Source organism: Ornithinibacillus sp. FSL M8-0202 (genome assembly GCF_037975285.1).
Taxonomy (GTDB): domain Bacteria; phylum Bacillota; class Bacilli; order Bacillales; family Amphibacillaceae; genus Ornithinibacillus; species Ornithinibacillus massiliensis.
On the sequence record NZ_CP150248.1, the window covers coordinates 956680 to 974917 of the forward strand.

The window sequence follows — 18238 nt, forward strand, 5'->3', positions numbered from 1 at the left end:
CAAATATTCTTATTATAAATATTTGATTCCTAAATTAATATCTTCCATATACATAGTTGTTAATTCCATCATTTAATAGATCGGTTTCTTTATACCAGTTTGTGCTATATTTATTTCTTACAGATTGTTTACCATTATCTGTTCTATAGTAAGTGACAGCTTTTTTATTCTGTTTATGCCATAATACATTTTTGTTATTGACTTGGACTAGGTAATTATAGCCGTAATCATATGCATTGTACCAACCATTTAACGATTCATTTATAACTCCACCACTATAACTTACTCCTAAAGAACCTAATAAGGTAGCTATTGCGACTATTAGAGTATTAAAAACATATGAAATTGCTGAGGCAATTGCTGATAATCCTGCTCCTTTAGCAAAGTCATACTCATATGACTTTGTTCTTTCCACTTGTAGATTAAGGTATAAATGCCCCGTTAGATTATATCCCGAATGTTTTAGCGATCTTACCCATTTGTAGCCACCAGGTACAGCTGCTGTTTCTACTTCCCTATCTACTTCAGAAATTATTTCTTTTACATTATATTTCTTAACCTCTTTTATTTCATTACTATTTATTCCTTTTGAGTCAAGTGGAGAATGGATAAAATAATTTACTATTTCATCAGAAAGACCATCTCCCTCTCTATCTCTCGTGGAGTATTCTGCCAATTCACCATTGACGTAAGTATTAACTCTTAGACCTTCCTCATTTAGGATGTATTCAAGCTCAATTTTATTTCCGTCATCATCATAAAAAACTTCTGTTTGATAATCATGGTTTTTCGAAGCACTGTCAGCAGAAACTATCTGTTGAGACATAGGTGATAGAGTAACGACAAAAGCAGTCAAAACAATAAAAATCCTTAATAAACCTTTCATAACCTAACCTTCCCCTTTTTTGTTATTTTCTTGCAATTAGAATTATACTAGAATATTCTTTATTTGATATGGGTATTTAGTCTCGTTTATATTGGGAAAGTTATAGGTATTGATGAAAGTTCAAATTTTTTAGGGTTATATTATTTAGAAAATTCTATGAAAAATTTTCTAATATCTTCTGGAAGCTTATCAATTTTCAATACTTTCAGTCTGTTTGTGCCGGGTGTAGTCATCGCAATATATGTCTTGTCTTGATATACAAAAAATGAATACTGTTGTATTTCTGTTGGTGCATTTCCGGGCTCTGTTAAAAAGTCAAGATCATTTATATTTAGGTTAACTTCATATCCTTCTAACATTATCTGTTCAGCTTCATCTATATTATTTAGATTAGAGATACTTTGATATAATTCAATAGAGTCTTTCGGCGTATATAGATAAACATAATACAACCCCATTAATCCAATAACAAAAATTGCAACAGCTAAAATTATCCAACCTGTTTTTACATTATTTAACATTTTCAAAACATTACCCCCCTTCTAGAATTATTGTTTATTTTATCATTTAGAAAATAATAACGCACTTACTTTTAAAGGATTCAGATAAGAAGTGCGATTAAGAGTATTACAATATATCCCACGAATATATATATCCAAAAGATATTGCACAATTACAGAAGAAGAAATTGAATTTGAACTGAACGTACCACTAGACGTATTTAATGTTTCTAGGATTTTTTTGCCTTTTCCTTATTCATCATGATTATTATTCTCCTCTTTTTATATCCTAATATATCTACTCTATTTCGTGTTCTTCAATTATCCATTTAATAGCAATGACAAAAGTGATGATTGATAAGATAATTAATATTAACATTTTATAAGGAATCGACCAACTAACACCAAAAATGTAATTAATTCCTTCCACCGAAAAAATAATTAACCCAAAAGGAATGAATGTAAATATTGAACCTAAAATTAAACCAATTAAAAATTCTATGATTAACATTACAAAGTTAAAAAATAACTCTAATATGAATAGATATAGTGAAAACTTTCCTTTTTTATTTTTACATAGTTGAATCGGAGGAATTAAATAAGGATTCATAATTTCAATTTCCTTTCAAAATCTATATAACTTTATACAGTTATATAATAAACTATATATATATTATTGTAAAAATAATAGTTTCATAACCTAAAAGAATTGACACCGTTTTTAAAACCCTGTAAAATCAGGGTGTCACTTTGAACGGTATTTTGCGCATATTTTAAATACTATTTTGCACGAGATGAAAATCGAGTAGGAGGAGGCGATTAACCTCCGACCTCTCACACCACCGTACGTACGGTTCCGTATACGGCGGTTCCATCTAAGTCCAACGTAACGTTTGTAAATATGCAAAAATCTGATGCTACCCCTATAACAAGTGACTAATTTAAGTAAACCTTTTTAATTTATAAAAAAAGACAATTATCTTCATGTATAAATGCATAGAAAATAATTGTCTTTTAATATATCTCTTATTTTTGATAACTAACTCAATTTTTTTGCAAATCATAGTTTGATATTACCAACAGTACAAAAACCATTACGAATATACATCAAAAACTATTAATGAATATTTTGGTCATATTCCTATCCAGAACATAACCAAAAAAGAATATCAAAAGTTTTTAAATTGGTTTGGAGAAACACACGCGAAGGAAACAGCAGAAAAAATAAACACTCATATTAGAGGAGCTGTAAAAGAGGCAATAGACGAAGGTATAATACGAATTGATTTTACTAGGAATGCAAAAATAATTGGAAAAATACCATCTAAGAAGAAAAATGAAAAACACCTGAATTACATTGAAAGTAAAATGCTCTTAAAAGAATTACATTTAAATCTTTCTAAAGGACTGGGATATTATTTATTACTCCTTGGTTTAACTACAGGTCTAAGGTATGCGGAACTAGTTGGACTTACTCACAGTGACTTTAACTTTACACATAATACAATAGATATTAATAAAACTTGGGGATATAGTAAAAAAATGCATCAAGAATTTGGTCCAACCAAAAACCCTCAGTCAGTTAGAACTATAAAGGTAGATAAAGTTACAATGTCAATTTTCAAAGAATTGATTAAAAGCTTACCCAAAAATGAAAATGATCTTATTTTCTTCAGTCCTTCATCTAAATATAAAGTCATAAGTAATACAAATGCCAATAAACTTTTAAGAGGAATCTTATCAAAAATGTCTCCATTTACTTTGAGTTTCAGTTTCTCTTCTATGAATTTAGTGATAGTATTCATGATTCGTAAACCCGCACGTTTGGAGCGAACATAGATATTACAGTCGTCTGCATAACGGACGAAGTGAAGTCCTCTTTTCTCCAGTTCTTTATCCAGTTCATCGAGGACAATATTGGAAAGTAGTGGACTTAGGGGGCCTCCTTGGGGAGTACCTTCTGTATTAGGACAAGCTAACCCATCTTCCATAATTCCTGCCTGTAAAGAAAAAGGATTCACTACACTTAACTTTAACTCAGAATATCCTGAACTAGATTACCATAGTATCTATTTTAAAGGAGATCTTTCAAGCGAATATGAAATAGGAGATTCATTGACATTAGTATTCGAGCTTGTGAAAACAGAAGAAATAAACGGGAACACCTTTGTTGAATTGGATTACAACTTACAAGCTGAGAAAAACGATGAATATCCAAGTCTCGATGCTTTTGTAAAAAAGTGACAACACTAGAAAAGGGGAGCGTTACCTTCCGCCCCCTTTTCTGTTATTTTGTATACTATAATAAAAGTTAAATAAAAAGGGTGATTTAATGCATAATATAAAAAGGTATTACTGGATAATTTTCATCTTTGTGTTATTTGCTATCTCCTACCTAAACTATTTATTGGCTATTGAATTTCAAATCTGGAGTACTACCCTAGGCATTTTCGCTAACTTTTTGATTTTTCTTGTAGTCATAATTCCATTTACGGCGTATCTATCTAATCGGATTCATACATTCACACTATCTAGAAATATACAAAAAAAAAGTGCTTTTAAGTTCTTTCTCCTTGTTCTGATTGTACTCCCAGTCGTAATAGTCTCTTTAACAATTTATAACGAATATAAAGAAAAGAGTTTAATAAATATAATAGTGTAAATTAGCACATTATCCCAGACATCTAATTTCACTTTAATCCAGTTAGAAATCTGAAATAATGTGCCGACTTTTTCACTTTAATTCAGTTTTGAAAATTAATATGCAAATTCTTTCAGACGCGCATTTGAAAGAAAATCCCCCTAAAAAGGGAGATTAAATGCAGGTATTAAATCCATTTGTAAAACACGTACCCTATACACTTCAAATAGGCTGAGTGTAAATGTGACTTCATTTTCAATCGTTATCAACCAGTCAGGGCTATCTTTCTCCATACAAGTTCTAAAATAACGATTCTGAATACGTATTTCAACTGACATTCCTTGTACTATTTCATAGGCTTGCTGACCAATCCATATATTCCATTCTTGCTTACCAAAATCAAAAAACATGATTCCACGACGCATCATAAACCACCCTCTTCGGCAGCCAGGCGAACAATTTCTTCATCTATTTGTTCTTTCTTCAGTTGCGCCCCATATAAAAGGCTATTGATAGTTAATGTATTAATAACTCGAGGCCATCCTTGGGACCGTAGAGCGATTGCCTCAAAGGCAGTTGCTGTGAAAATAGGCATTTTGGATCCTGCCATTTTCAAATGGTGATCAATATAGGCGGATACATCCTCTTTACTTAATGGCTGTAGTTGATACCTCATGATGACTCGTTGGGCTAATGGTCGATGGTGATTCAGATTCAGTCGCGTTTTTAAATGTGGCAAGCCCGCTAATATAAGGATAAAAGGATTCGTTGAATCCATCTGAAAGTTAAAAAGAATAGCTAGATCCTGTAAAAAGGCATCTTTTGCCATATGCATCTCATCTAGAATAAAGACAGGTGTAACCTTGCGTTCCTGATCCATTCGTTCAATTCCTTGTTGGATTTGGCGAAACAGATCCACTTTACGAAACTTCGGATCCTCCCCCAAACCGTAAGCCAATCCCCGATAAAAGTCCATCACGCCACCCGTAGACAATGGGAAGTAAACCACATGATATAATGCTGGGTTAAGGGACTCCTTAAATGACCGCAAAGTAAATGTCTTTCCAGCACCGGGATCGCCGATAACTAACCCAATCCCTTTGGATTTCCGTAAATATTCCAGTCCATTCAATGCCTCCTGATATCCTGCGGACGGGAAGGCTTCTGCTTGGTTCATATCTTTGGAAAATGGTGTTTTTGCTAGGGAATAAAATGATTTATACACGATTCATTTCCTCCCCCTGATCTGTTGTTTCCGATACGGCGAATGGCGATTGTCTTCGCTTAATATGAGCGTTGTCATGCATAGAGACTGGAACGGCTTCTACTACCTTCTTTCCATCCTTGAAAATATAGACAGCTTGTTCATCCATTCTAACTTCAATCTTTTGACCAATATAGTGAGAGGGTACCTCGTATAATTGTTTGTCCAACGTAATTGTACCATCCAATTTTACCTTTCTTTCTGCCCGTTTTAAGAAAATGGTATCTAAAATGGATAGGTCCTCTAAAAATGTGATATGATCTAGTTGGGAATGGAACACTTCGTGTGGTGTTTTCCCATCTAGAGAGGCATGTGGCTTTCGGTGGTAATCCTCCTCAAGCCACTGCCAAAAACGTTCATTTAATTCCTCTAGGGAATGAACCGGATCACTTTTTAACAGTGGATAAAAACGTGTTTGTATGGTTTTAAATAATCTCTCGATTTTCCCTTTGCTTTTAGGATCATAAGGCTGCGTGTGTGCTAATGTAATCCCTAATTGGGCACATGCATATTGCAGCGTATCAGACCGATAAATTTTGCCGTTATCCGCATAAATGATGGTCGGTTTCCCACGTCGTATCAACGCTTCCCTCGTCACTTCACGCAATCCATCGAATTTCTCGGAAGAGAAAAATTGTGCGTAAGGTACAAGCCTGGAACAGTCATCAATATATGCAATAAGAAACGTTTTCTTCGCTTTTCCATTGATTTGAATATATGGACCGTGTGACAAATCCGCCTGCCACAATACATTGACCTTATCGTGGGCAAATCGTTTCCGTTCTTTTTCTGGATGATAGCTCGTATGATATCTACCAGCTAACTTATGTTCTTTTAGGAGCCTATTGATGGTGGCGTATGAAACGTCGTGCTTTTGTATTTCCCCACGTTTAATCAGTTGGTCGTAAAAAACACTGACAGGCATATGGAGAAATTCCCTTCGTATTTCTAAAATATGATCCTTATCATCTGGCGATAGTCTTCTAGAATCCCCACGATCGGAACGCCTTTTTGGTTTCAAAGCATCAAAACCATTCCTACGGTAATGAAGAAGCCATTCTTGCATGGTTTTAGCTGCAACCTTCCGTTTCCCATAGTAAGGAACCTGGTGGATTTTCCCCTCCATTTCTTGAAAATATTCCTTTGGCTTCATTTGCCCATTCAAAAGTGGGGCAATCAAGCCATAACGAAATAAAGCAATTTCTTCCCGTGTTTTCTCATTCATGAATTTTTCCTCCTTTTTATAAGAAGGACAACCGGTTATCCATTGCTTTTATTCTACTTTTTTCATCAATAGTTTCATAGGCAAGACTTATGTGGGATTAATACTATTTTTTTATTACGAAAAATATGGTAAAATTAATTTGCCCATAAAGTATGATGATAAATGACCCCAGCTCCTTCGAAAGAAGGATGATTCTCCAAAATCAAGGATCATTTTCATATATTTTAGGGCTTCTTTTTTGAGTCTTTTTGAAAACCCCAATTGATGCCCTAAATCCACAAAAAAGCTATGTATCCAATGAAGCTGTTCATAAAAGCGTCTGACGTGCTGGGCTAATTGCTGACGGCTTTCATTCACTTTCTTCCCCTCCAAGAAACGAAGTACCCTATCAATAATCGTATGTAATGTATGTTGGAAATAAGGAATAAGAAAATCAGGTAAAATAGAGATATTGACCTTGCAAACCAAGCATTTGAAACGACAAATTGGAATCCGCAGTTCCCTTTGTTCATCTATTCCATAGCGCCAATAGAAGCCGTTACGATGAAGATTTCCCTGTGAAATGCAGTTACAATTGGGGCATCGGTCAAATGTTGGAAATTCATTCTCTTTTTCCCTTGCCCCATACTCTTCAAGGCCAATTCCAAAATTAAATGAAATGATCATAAAAAAACTCCCCCTTATAATATGCAAAAAATTTAGCATATTGTGTCAGGAAAGTACAGTAATCATACTGGAGGAATTTGATTTAAATAGGCCAATTTTGGATGGGATAAAGTGATGCTTTACAATAATAGGCTATGATTCAAAACATGTAGAGTCATTAGAATTTCATTTAGATGGAAGTGAATATTGGAGGAACACCAATGAAGAAGCTATTGAGGAACTATTTGATTTCTTGAGTCAATATAATGTAAAAAAAATAAGCAATAATGATTGGAATAGTGATGTTTCTAAAGAATTAAGTTTTAGATTCACTATGATTACTAAAAATGACGTAATTGCAGTCTCTATTCATGAAGACCGCTTATCTTTCCATGGCAACCATAACAGGGGCTATTATTCAGTAATAAACGGACCAGTTAATACCCAGTGGGTTAAGATTTTTAATGATAAATATAACGGAAACTGAGTAATTAACAGTAGCAACTAAGATACAAAGTTTATCTAAGGATAATTTAATAACTATAATCGTTGTGCTATGATATCACGTAGTGAAATATTAAAAAGATAGCCCTTAACAATAATGACTATCGGGAGAGGTCTACTTTGTTAAGGTTTTTATGGCCAGACTATTTAATATAGTATTTTTCGACTTCCTTGAATAGGGTTATAGTTAGATAGCAAAGCTTCGATCTGTCGATTCGATTGTTTTAATTGTTCCTCTAAAAGTTTAATTAATTTATCGTTCTGATCAGGAGAAGATTGAACCATGCAATTTCACCACCTTTCGTTCTGTTAAGATAGCTATAGTATACGCTATCGAACGAAAAATGAATAGTTAAAAAACACCTTTTGGAGATTTTTGTATTGCTTTTGGTTGTTGAATAGCTAACCCTTCCAAGAGCCAACGAAGTTCTTGTTGCGATAAATTGCGAACTTCATTTTCGTTTTTAGGCCACTGAAGTTTACCATTATCTAAACGTTTATAAAGCATGGCGAATCCATCCCCATCAAAATATAAACATTTATAACGGTCTTTGCTCCAACCGGAAAATAAGAAGATGGAATCGCCATAGGGATCTAGCTCGAAGTTATCTTGAACTAGTGTAGCTAGTCCGTCAATTCCCTTTCTCATATCCGTCTTTCCACAAACAATATAAATGTTCTTGACGTCTGTATAATCTTGCCTCATTCATTTCTCAACTCCCTTATGACGGTTTGAATGATATGCTCATCCACACCGTTAAAGAAGGAAAGTTCAAAGCCGCCTGATTTCATCATAAAAACAGGAGTTGCCGAGGAAACTGGCGGGGTCGCTAACATAGGTTCTTCTTTTTCAGGATGGAGTGTTACGGGCACGATGATTAGTTCTTCATGTGGCATAGAAAAGCACCTCCTTCAATTGATATTTCTATCTTAGCAAGAGGTGCTTCATTTTTGTATGCGTTGTTTGATTACGGGTTTACGAAATAGGTCTCTAAGTATTGATTTTATAAGGTTTTGCACCGTCTTTGTGTAAAATTTGTGTAAAATGATAAAAGAAGAGATTTTAAGCGTACAAAATTGATACAAATTTATTATAAGTATACTCTATATTGTCTTGTTAGTTTGAACGCTATATATCTCTCACTGAATTTCTTCTTTTAGTGTATTTGGCAATCAAGCTATGTAGGTAATGGCAGTATATTTATTTCGTGATAATGATAAATATGCACCGCTCTTTGTAGCTTGACATGGAGCCTCTGCGAGCATAGTGTCTGGCGAAGGGCGAAAGATTAACAACTACCTCTTTCGCCAGGCGGATAGCCTACCATGCTCGCCACTCCATGTAAAGCGAGCGTATGCAAATAATATACTGCCGAAACCTACATTGGTAAACTGCCACTAACATTCTTTTAGAAAGTTTAATAATTCATTTTTATATTTTATTATTTTCTCTTTTTCTTTTATAAAACCTTCAGATGTTAGTAGTCCTCTTTCTTTTGTTAAATGAATAATTTTGCCTTCAATTTCTCTATTATGTAGTTCAGTTGTTGAAATAACTAATTGAGATTTTACTGGTTGATAGTTGATCACAAAATCCCAAATAGTATTTATTTTTTCTTTTGCTGGTTCTTGTTGGAAAATAGCATCTAAAATTATCGGAGCACTAACTGTTTCCGAATGCTCTGCTGAAACAGAATATAAAGCAAATATTTGTGCTAAAATTGCAGATGGTAAGTCATTTCCACCGCTATTAAAATGTGTTTTAAATTTTTTCACATCTGCTTCATCAATATCTACTACATTTAATATATCAAGATAATTTTTAAGTCTTTCTAAATATTTGTTTGTAATATGTTTTCCTGCTCTAGTAATTGCACTTTGTTCTTTACGAATTTCCTTAAGTCGATAATCTATTATGTTTGTATCATTTTGTATATTGGTTAACTCTTCTTTTAAATCATCCAATATAGATTTTGAACCTTCTGAAACAATAATGTCTCTAAAAGTGATTGCTTCTCTCTTTCTGTTTAGAATCTCATCTATTTTCGAGATATAATCATCTAAAGTCTTTAATTCTTGTGATTGTTTTTGAATTCGCTTTTCAATCTTATTTCTTTCTTTAAAGTACTGTTGCATTGTATTTTCACATTCTTCTATTTCTGAATAAATATGGAACCTATTTAGTACACTATTCTCATGTGGAGTACTACAAATTGGACAAATTATAGTTTCTTCCCTTAGATCATTCTCAACATAATCCATGTCCTTTAACAACTCATTATATACTTTCTCAGCAATAGCATACAGTTCATCAAACTCTCTCATTTCATTAAAACACTTAACTAATTCTTCCTTTATTTCATTTCGCTTATCCATTTGTTTATTTAATTCACTTGTAAGTTGAGAAATTTCATGTTCAAACTCATTTAAATCTAGGTTAATATCTAAATATTTATTGTATTTTTCGATATGTTTCTTAAGAACTGTTTTTAATGTAACCTCTTCTTTATTATTCTCAGTTTTCTGAAACTCTAATTCTACCCTTTCATCGAGTAAGTCATAATACTCTGGTGTTCTAACCCCCATATGATATAGCAATATCTCTTTCTTCCATTTAGCATTAAAAATATCACGAAATGAATCCCAGGATCCTGACCAACCTTTATCCTGATCAATGTAAAACGGCATAAAAATTGCCCCAGGATAGGCATATATAACGTCATCATTATCTCTATTAATTGGCATTCTAATCCTAAAATTAAAAAGATCAACGAAGCGTTTTCTAAGCTCTGAAATATTACTAAAGAAGAAAAGGTTTCCATATTCATTTAATATAAATCTATCATTATCTCTATATATTTCATATTCATTTCCATCGTAAGAAAAACTTAAGATTGTAGATATTTGAAGATTACCCCAGTTAGATGTGTATTTTGTTAGTTTCGCCCCTAATGAATGATAAATAGACTTCATAACTAATGACTTTCCTGTTCTATTTATAGTCGTTCCTTCGAGGTTTTCACCAGTAATGACAGTTAATCTCTTTCCAAATTCAATTGTTCTCGCTTCTTCATATTTTTGTGATATTATTATTAGTCTTTTTAGGACTAATCTTTTCATTTCTCCCCCTCCTTAAATTTCTTACTAACTTTTTATAGCGTTCATACTTAATATTATTTTCTTTTTGTTCTTCACTAATTAACTGTTTCATGTGAATAGCTCCTTAATTATAATGGCATAGACATACTCTTTAGTTTGAATTTTCACATACCTTTTATCTTTAATAGAGCTGTAAATATAATCAACAAATTCCTTTGAGTTCTGAAACGAAGCTTTATCTATAATCTCTCGAACTTCTCCTTTGATAGTTTGAAGAGATAAATCGTCAACATCCATTGAATTTATTTGGTATTTTTTCCACTCTTTACGTATTTTATTGACTTCTAAAGAAGGGAAACCATCATTTAATAGATACTCCTGTATACTATTCCATAAATCATCAGGCATTTCTTTCCTAAGTTGATTTATTAGATTTAAAAATTGAATTCTAGATATTGACTTCTTTTTTAACAATTCTGACATATTGTGCGCTTTAGACTCCCAATTATTGATTCTTTTAATTTCCCCCAAAATTGTATAAAAAATAGATTTTGTCTTTGATATTGTACTTTCGATTCCTAATTCATTTAGTTGGTTGACAAATTTGCCAAGTGTTGTTTCTTCATAATTTGTTAATCCCAAAAAAGATACATCAAAATATATCAAATTTCTACATACATAACCACATTCAGGTTCTTTCAAATGACATGCTTGACACATGCCTTGTTTTAATTTATTAAACTCCGAATCATCTAATTCTCTTAAACTAACAACTGCCCTATCAGTAGACTTTTCTCCAGATATTAATTTACCGAAATCAAATTTCTTATTTGAAACTAACCGTATTTCTCCAGTATCAGATTTAAATTTCGAGTAATTATCAATCATTTTTTGTAAAATAGACATTTTACTGGGATATTTTTTCGCATCTTTCGTCAGGAAACTTGTCTTAATATATCTTGAGGCTTTATCATCTGTTTTGATTTGATAAAAATCAACCAGTTCTGATTTAGATGTAGATTCTAGCACTATTACATCATCATGTAATTCCATAAATAAAAGAAAGTCTGTATCTTCTTTCAACATGTCTAACATATGGTTAAAAGCCCATACCTGTTGATATTCAAATCTATTAGAGGACCTACTACCTGCATTTTCTCTTTGCGGTATTGCCAATAACTTTTCAGTCAAATCCAAAACAGTCACCTCCCTCTATAAATTAAGATTTTCTTCAAAATGCTTTAAATATCTTAGAATTTCATTGCCTTTTGTTATCCTCCGATTAGATGAAACTTGCATTTCATGCATTTGTTGGAAATATGAATGCCATCCTGGTAGAGATCATGCTTTCTCGCTTTAAAAATATGATCGCACCAGTGGATCTCCACATTTCTCTGGGGGTTACCCTCCCATTTCTCTCAGGGTCTTTGCCCGCACATTCCTTCGTCCAACCTAACCAGAGGTGGAGGCCTGTAAAAGCTCCTTTGCAGGGTCTATGCCCGAATGGTGAAATTAATCAACAGGCTTCTCCGTGCTTCGCTTTTCAAGGATCTGCACACCTAGATATTTAAAGATATTTGTGTTTCTTCAACATGACTAAGCAGCATTCTGTATTTGTTGCAAGCGGATGTGTCCGAGACATTTTTCTCCATTGTAAGACACACGCTTGTGTCCTAAGCTAAATAACACGCGAATCAACTTACAGCACAACGCGATCATGGATTGTTGTTTTTTCAACGGATTCTCGGAGCGTGTCGTTAAGTACTCATGCATTTGCTTGAACTCCCGATTCTTCGCCACCATGGGGCGTATCGCTGCATACAACAGGGATCTCAGTTTGGGGCGTCCCCGCTTGGTAATGCTGGTTTGACCTCTGAACTTGCCTGAGGTATTTTCTCGCAGATTGAATCCTGCCAGTTTTTGAACCTGTCGTGGGTGCGTGTAGTTGGACAGATCGCCAACCTCAGCCAGGAAGCCAGCCACTGTCACTAGTCCCACGCCTGGAATACTCATCATGTAGGGCACAGCTGGAATCTGCTCTAGTAATGCTTCTACATCTTGCATGAGCTGTTCCATTTGTCCACACAAACACTGGTATTGTTCCATCAAGCTTTGGAGTTCTTGCCTAGCCATTGACAGACCTTTCGTAAGACCAACAGAACGCTTGGCGGCCGCCACAAGCGCATTGGCTCGCTTGATCCCTATGGCTCGTTTCACTTCTTGCTTCCAGTGTCTTAGGATCTTTTCCGCACCCAGATTGATGATTTCTTGCGGGAGAGGAAACGCCTCTAGCGTCATCAGTGCAGCCTTTCCTTCCCAAATTTTAAACACCTCATGAAATTCAGGGAAAAAGCGATCCAGCCAGTTGAGAATACGCCCCCGAACGCGTTGTAAGTCTTCTTGTAGACGGTCTCGCAGGTTCATCCCATTACGTAATTCAGCATATATGCCAGTGGGGACTTGGGGTTCAGAGTACCGTCCGTCTTTGACCAATTGAGCGATGACTCGGGCATCCTTTACATCATTTTTGGTGGGCGAATTGTCATCTAATTCCTTGCTCTTCTTCACATGCATCGGATTGACGACAACATACTTAATCCCTTCATGGCGCAGAAACTGGGCAAATGCCATCCAGTAATGCCCTGTGGGCTCAAAACCTACAATGACATCCGGTTTGTCATGTTCTCGCATGAGGCTCTTCATCCACAAACGAAATCGTTGAAATCCGGCTCTGCTGTTTTCAATGTTCATTGGCTTGCCAAATTCAATTCCTCTGGCATCTTGAGCTCTAGCCACATGGTTCTCCTTGGCGATATCCACGCCAATAACGAGTGTTGATTCGGTGATTTGCTTGATTTTGTGATTTTGGTTATACTTCATCTTGAGTCCTCCTTCGTACTAATTAAGGATCAGTAGCTACTGATACCTCGTATCGTACAGGAGGGCTCTTTCTGTTTCAAACCTCAAATTCTTTCATTACAGGAATGCTCCTTACTACTTTTGAAGAATAATAGAAAGAATTTATTTATACGGCGTTCATTAACTTTATTATCAAAACGTATGAACAATACTAGTAATTATCATATGATTCAAGAAAATATTTAATAATAGTTGGTTTCACTTTAGAAAAATTATTTTGAGTGACCATTCTTATTACCCTTACTCTTGTTGAATCACCTTGATTTGGGAAGTCATCCATTGTAAATCTGTCACCTAAAGATAGAGTTATATCTGTATCATTTGGATTTGTAGGATTCGATATTACTTCTTTAAAAAAACTAGTCGGACCATTCATAATAAGTTCATCGTTATAGTAAAACTCCAGTATTGTCTCTAACTCTTCCTTTTGATTTTTATCATTAAAAATTATGTTTGGATGATTTTTTAAGTCTTGATAGGCATCATAAACACTTTCAAGCTCTACAGGATGTAAGCTAAACTGACCTGCCCTGTATTTTTCTTCATTTTCAAAGCTAATAAAAATAGGATTTTTACGATCTGCTGCTTGGATAAGGTCATTTGCGTACTGTATAACATCTACTAACTTGCTAGATAGCTTTAGTAAACAAAAATTAAATAGTTCTGAAATATATTTCTGCATCTCGATAACATGAGGATATAAATTTATTTTAGATGGCATTTTTTCAATATCAGCTTTTGCATGTTTCCATTTCTTATACCTTAAAAGGTTACTTTTTTGAGCGAAAAGTCCTGATGGTTCAATAAGACTCTTTACATGAGTGTGTAAAGGAAAACTATAGTGCACAACATAATCACGCATCAACACTAAAAAACGATATGATAAGTGTCTGTCATATAATTCATTTGTCTTTTTCCTAAATTCATTTCTTGCATCTTTTCCAAGTGCCTTACTCATTTCCTTTTCACCGTAATCAATGAACATTCCTATTGAAGTAAGATAGTTTATTAATAGGCGGTTTCCCTCTAACCCAACATCATCATCAAATTCATCTGCTTTTGGATTATCACTTAAAACTTCTGAGAATTTCAAGAAACTTTTCCCATTATTTATAACCAAAGAATATATATTTTTTAAGTGATTATAATGTCTGCAAAACTCCAGATTTTTTAGATGTTTTTCATATTCCGCTTCGGAGATATGCTTTAAAACAATTACCTCTTTTTTTCCGTCCTCGGCAATGTGACTATAACCAAATCCATACTGCATTGAATTATTTCCCCCTCAGGATTCTATTTAGCTCCTACCTGAAACATTATAAAGAAATAGTATCCTTTTTTAATTATCCTTGTATCATCTCATTGATATTAATTTCTTTATCATCATTTTGGAACTTTGGGTTGTTTGTAATCCTAATTTAAAATAAATTCCTGTATATTCAAACTTTATTCCTTTAGGAATTAGATTCTGACACTGATATCATGCATTCAACGGCCAATCCCTATATTGCTCCTCAGCCTGTTTCATGATCGCATTTGTAATAAATTCAAGCTGCTTTCCTTTGATTTTCTCTCGTATTAAAACTTTCTTAACTGATAATTTGACTTTGGCATAAATATCTCGTCGATGCTCACTAGTCCAATCTACTGAAAGCTGTTTTTTAACTTCTTTTACAATTTTATGGATCAAGTTAGCGATAAATTGATTATCGAAGGCGTCTAATTCCAAGGAAGTTATCACTTTATAAAACTCAATTTCTTCATCAGATAAGCCCAATTCTTGTCTTTGCTTTGCCTCTTCGTCAACTTCCTTTTTCATTTGTACCATCATTCTAACTACGTCTGCAGCTTGAATGATTCTATTATGGTAGTCTTTTAATGTTTTCTGAAGAAGCTCATTCATGTCTCGCTCTTTTGGGCTTCCTTTTTTATAATTCAGCTGGATATGATCCTCTAGCAATTTTTGCAAGAGTTTTAAGCGTAAATCCTCATGCTCTTTTTTTTCAGTATCTTTTAGAAAGTTTTCATCTAAAATGCTTATATCAGGCTTTTCAATTCCTGCTACTTTAAATAAATCAACCTGCTCTTTCGTTAATAGATGATCATCTACTAATTTCGTTAAACGTTCTTCGAGTGTTTGATTATTCTCTGGACGAAAAGGGGGTGGTGCTATATGTTTTCTAAGTTGAATTCTCACCATCTGCATCAGTGTTATTGCATTTGCATACTTAAGTACTTCTTCTCTGTGCTTTACAAGTGTAAAAGCTTTTTCTGTTTTTACACAATCCTCAATAAATTCCTCGGGTTCTGCATTTAGCTGATCATTTACAATGTCTGCAATCAAATCTTCTCTTGCTACTTTATCTAAAGAACGCCAGTTAAAAATATCATATTGTTTCGATATGTAGCTTTTTGCTCTCTCAAAGTTACGATAAAAAATTTCTAATGCTTGTCCTATATCTGCATCAGATGTTTTTGTTGCATTATTACCAGTATACTTCTGGGTTGCCTCTTTTAAATTTGCTGATATGCCAATAAAGTCCACTATTAGGCCGCCTTCTTTTCCAGGAAACACTCGGTTTACCCTTGCAATCGCCTGGATCAAATTATGGCCATACATTGGTTTGTCCACATATAGGAATGATAAATTTGGTGAATCAAATCCAGTTAGCCACATACTCACAACAATAACCAATTTTAATGGGTCATCTGGATTTCGAAGCCGCGCTTTAACTTCCTCTTGTTCCTCTTTGGTTTTAATATGGGCGTATTTACTTCCTTCGTTTTTCTCACGCCACTCTTTTGGATCTTTTGATACTTCACCAGTCATGATTACTTCTACTTCTGGACAATCAGGAATTTGACGCATTTGATCATATAAGCGAACAGCTATTTTACGACTCATACAAACAACCATTCCTTTTTGAAATGGGTTTGCTGCTGCGTTAAAATGAGAAATAATAGAATGAGCTAACGTTTTTAGTCTCTTTGGTGTACCGACTACCTTTTCTAATGCGGCCCATTTTAATTTATATGCTTCTGTTTCCTCTTCAAGTGAACCAATATCTTGCATTAATTGTTTATACTCTTCATCGATATCCCCACCAGTTAAATCTAATGGAATTAATCTACTTTCATAATAAAGTGGTAATACTGCTTTATCTTCAACTGCTTGAGCCATATCATATCGATGAATAATATGTCCAAAAATTTCTTGTGTATTGTTTCCTAATAATTGTACCGGTGTACCAGTAAAACCAATGAATGAAGCATTAGGAAGGGCATAACGCATCTGAGCAGCAAACCCTCCGTCAAATCCACTTTGAGTACGATGAGCCTCATCTGAGACAACGATTACATTCCTTCTTTCAGATAAAACTGGATGGTGCTCTTCCCCGCCCTTTAAACGAAACTTCTCAATGGTGGAAAATACAATTTTACCTGCTTCTCCTTTTAAAAGCTCTCTTAATTCATCAGAGCTTGCGGCATGTTCAATATGACCAATCATGGAACGACCTTCCATAAAAGTGTCATGCAACTGCTGATCTAAGTCGGTTCTGTCAACTTGAACAACAATAGTTGGGTTCTCTAACTCTGGATGCTTTGATAGAATATTTGAGAAAAATAACATACTTAATGATTTTCCAGAACCCGTGGTATGATACATTACTCCGATGCGACGATCACCATTTGGTCGTGTTGCACGTATCGCCTCTTTAACTGCGAAAGTAACACCAAAATACTGGTGATACTTTGCACCGATCTTAACATGATTACTACCACCTTTATCAAGAAAGACGATAAAATTACGAATATAATTTAATAAACGTTCTTTCCGAAACAAACCATTTATCAGTGTCCGCATTGTATTAGCTTTATTATTATCAACAGTTTCACCATCCATTGACTTCCATGATGCAAAGAAGTCATATGGAGCTGACGGCATGCCATGTTTCGTTTCAATATTGTCTGAAACAACTACAAACGCATTATACTCAAAAAGTTGAGCTATATCCGACGTATAATTACGAATTTGTGTATAAGCATCAAATACACTCGCATTTGGATTATTCGGACCTTTTAATTCAAAAACAACCAGCGGCAAGCCGTTTACATAAATAACAATGTCAGGTCTTCGTGACATTCTACCTTCAATCGATAACTGGTTGACTACAAGAAAGTCATTATTTTCAGGCTCATCCCAATCAATAGGATAGGCATGAACAAACTTTTCTTCATTATCTATCTCATACTTAAAATCGATCCCTTTAACTGCTAATTGATGAAATTCAAAGTTCCGATTTTGCCAACCTACCCCTTCTGGTAAAAGAAATAATGATGCCAAGCGCTTAATATCCAATGCTGGAATAAATGGATACTTTTTCATTAAAAAACTCTCCAAACGATTAGGAAGGACAACTTCTTGTAGACGCTCTCTCTCACCTCGTTGGAAAAGATCTTGAGCATGAAGATATTCATACCCTAATCGTTTTAGCCGTTCTATTGTCGTTTCTTCAAATTCAGATTCACCTAGAGGTCTTGTCATGATGTATTC

General features: G+C 34.3%; 17 protein-coding genes and 2 pseudogenes. 4 read left to right on the forward strand and 15 right to left on the reverse strand.

Annotation, left to right across the window (positions count from 1 at the left end):
• Positions 1-34 precede the first annotated feature (34 nt).
• Both MKY78_RS04800 and MKY78_RS04805 read right to left on the reverse strand, forming a co-directional pair.
• Positions 35-886, reverse strand: a complete 852-nt coding sequence (locus MKY78_RS04800; protein WP_339216645.1) for a hypothetical protein — start codon at positions 884-886, stop codon at positions 35-37.
• Between the two features lie 140 nt (positions 887-1026).
• On the reverse strand, positions 1027-1413 hold the full coding sequence (locus MKY78_RS04805) for a hypothetical protein (protein ID WP_339216647.1): 387 nt from the start codon (positions 1411-1413) through the stop codon (positions 1027-1029).
• Between the two features lie 1065 nt (positions 1414-2478).
• On the opposite strand from MKY78_RS04805, the pseudogene MKY78_RS04810 reads away from it, so the two are divergent.
• Both MKY78_RS04810 and MKY78_RS04815 read left to right on the forward strand, forming a co-directional pair.
• Positions 2479-2682: pseudogene (locus MKY78_RS04810) on the forward strand (phage integrase SAM-like domain-containing protein); the annotation flags it as partial.
• Positions 2668-3225: a tyrosine-type recombinase/integrase gene (locus tag MKY78_RS04815; RefSeq protein ID WP_339217833.1), complete on the forward strand. Its 558-nt coding sequence runs from the start codon at positions 2668-2670 to the stop codon at positions 3223-3225. The pseudogene MKY78_RS04810 and the gene MKY78_RS04815, both read left to right, overlap by 15 nt.
• On the opposite strand, the pseudogene MKY78_RS04820 reads toward MKY78_RS04815, so the two are convergent.
• Positions 3141-3416: pseudogene (locus tag MKY78_RS04820) on the reverse strand (reverse transcriptase domain-containing protein); the annotation flags it as partial. The gene MKY78_RS04815 and the pseudogene MKY78_RS04820 overlap by 85 nt on opposite strands.
• A gap of 85 nt (positions 3417-3501) precedes the next feature.
• Here MKY78_RS04820 and MKY78_RS04825 point away from each other — a divergent pair.
• Complete coding sequence (locus tag MKY78_RS04825) at positions 3502-3630, forward strand: hypothetical protein (RefSeq protein ID WP_339216649.1); 129 nt, start codon at positions 3502-3504, stop codon at positions 3628-3630.
• A 558-nt stretch (positions 3631-4188) separates the two neighbouring features.
• Here the strand turns inward: MKY78_RS04825 and MKY78_RS04830 are convergent.
• The 4 genes from MKY78_RS04830 to MKY78_RS04845 form a co-directional block, all read right to left on the reverse strand.
• Positions 4189-4455: a DUF5348 domain-containing protein gene (locus tag MKY78_RS04830; protein WP_339213335.1), complete on the reverse strand. Its 267-nt coding sequence runs from the start codon at positions 4453-4455 to the stop codon at positions 4189-4191.
• The gene (locus MKY78_RS04835) at positions 4452-5252 is read right to left on the reverse strand and encodes an AAA family ATPase (RefSeq protein WP_339213337.1); all 801 of its coding nucleotides are present in this window, start codon (positions 5250-5252) and stop codon (positions 4452-4454) included. The genes MKY78_RS04830 and MKY78_RS04835 overlap by 4 nt, the downstream gene beginning before the upstream one ends.
• Positions 5245-6516, reverse strand: coding sequence for an IS481 family transposase (locus tag MKY78_RS04840; RefSeq protein WP_339213339.1), 1272 nt, complete (start codon positions 6514-6516; stop codon positions 5245-5247). The genes MKY78_RS04835 and MKY78_RS04840 overlap by 8 nt, the downstream gene beginning before the upstream one ends.
• 114 nt (positions 6517-6630) lie before the next feature.
• Positions 6631-7182, reverse strand: a complete 552-nt coding sequence (locus MKY78_RS04845) for a DUF6431 domain-containing protein (protein ID WP_339213341.1) — start codon at positions 7180-7182, stop codon at positions 6631-6633.
• A 232-nt stretch (positions 7183-7414) separates the two neighbouring features.
• Here MKY78_RS04845 and MKY78_RS04850 point away from each other — a divergent pair, with 232 nt between their 5' ends.
• Positions 7415-7648 carry a hypothetical protein gene (locus tag MKY78_RS04850; RefSeq protein WP_339216651.1) on the forward strand — a complete coding sequence of 78 codons (234 nt, stop codon included), beginning with the start codon at positions 7415-7417 and terminating at the stop codon, positions 7646-7648.
• A gap of 164 nt (positions 7649-7812) precedes the next feature.
• Here MKY78_RS04850 and MKY78_RS04855 read toward each other — a convergent pair whose 3' ends face one another.
• The 8 genes from MKY78_RS04855 to MKY78_RS04890 form a co-directional block, all read right to left on the reverse strand.
• Positions 7813-7950: a hypothetical protein gene (locus MKY78_RS04855; RefSeq protein WP_339216653.1), complete on the reverse strand. Its 138-nt coding sequence runs from the start codon at positions 7948-7950 to the stop codon at positions 7813-7815.
• A 67-nt stretch (positions 7951-8017) separates the two neighbouring features.
• Entirely contained in the window at positions 8018-8371 is a 354-nt protein-coding gene (gene tnpB, locus MKY78_RS04860) for an IS66 family insertion sequence element accessory protein TnpB (protein ID WP_251517995.1), read from the reverse strand.
• Positions 8368-8562 (reverse strand): hypothetical protein, encoded by a 195-nt coding sequence (locus MKY78_RS04865; protein WP_339213309.1) that lies wholly within the window; start codon positions 8560-8562, stop codon positions 8368-8370. The genes tnpB and MKY78_RS04865 overlap by 4 nt, the downstream gene beginning before the upstream one ends.
• 501 nt (positions 8563-9063) lie before the next feature.
• Entirely contained in the window at positions 9064-10785 is a 1722-nt protein-coding gene (locus MKY78_RS04870; RefSeq protein ID WP_339216655.1) for a hypothetical protein, read from the reverse strand.
• A gap of 87 nt (positions 10786-10872) precedes the next feature.
• The gene (locus MKY78_RS04875; RefSeq protein WP_339216657.1) at positions 10873-11961 is read right to left on the reverse strand and encodes a dsDNA nuclease domain-containing protein; all 1089 of its coding nucleotides are present in this window, start codon (positions 11959-11961) and stop codon (positions 10873-10875) included.
• Between the two features lie 399 nt (positions 11962-12360).
• Positions 12361-13644, reverse strand: coding sequence for an IS110 family transposase (locus MKY78_RS04880; protein WP_339216659.1), 1284 nt, complete (start codon positions 13642-13644; stop codon positions 12361-12363).
• 190 nt (positions 13645-13834) lie between these two features.
• Complete coding sequence (locus MKY78_RS04885) at positions 13835-14953, reverse strand: hypothetical protein (RefSeq protein ID WP_339216661.1); 1119 nt, start codon at positions 14951-14953, stop codon at positions 13835-13837.
• Positions 14954-15163: 210 nt separating this feature from the next.
• A complete protein-coding gene (locus tag MKY78_RS04890; protein WP_339216662.1) occupies positions 15164-18229 on the reverse strand; it encodes a type I restriction endonuclease subunit R in 3066 nt (1021 codons plus the stop codon).
• Positions 18230-18238 lie beyond the last annotated feature (9 nt).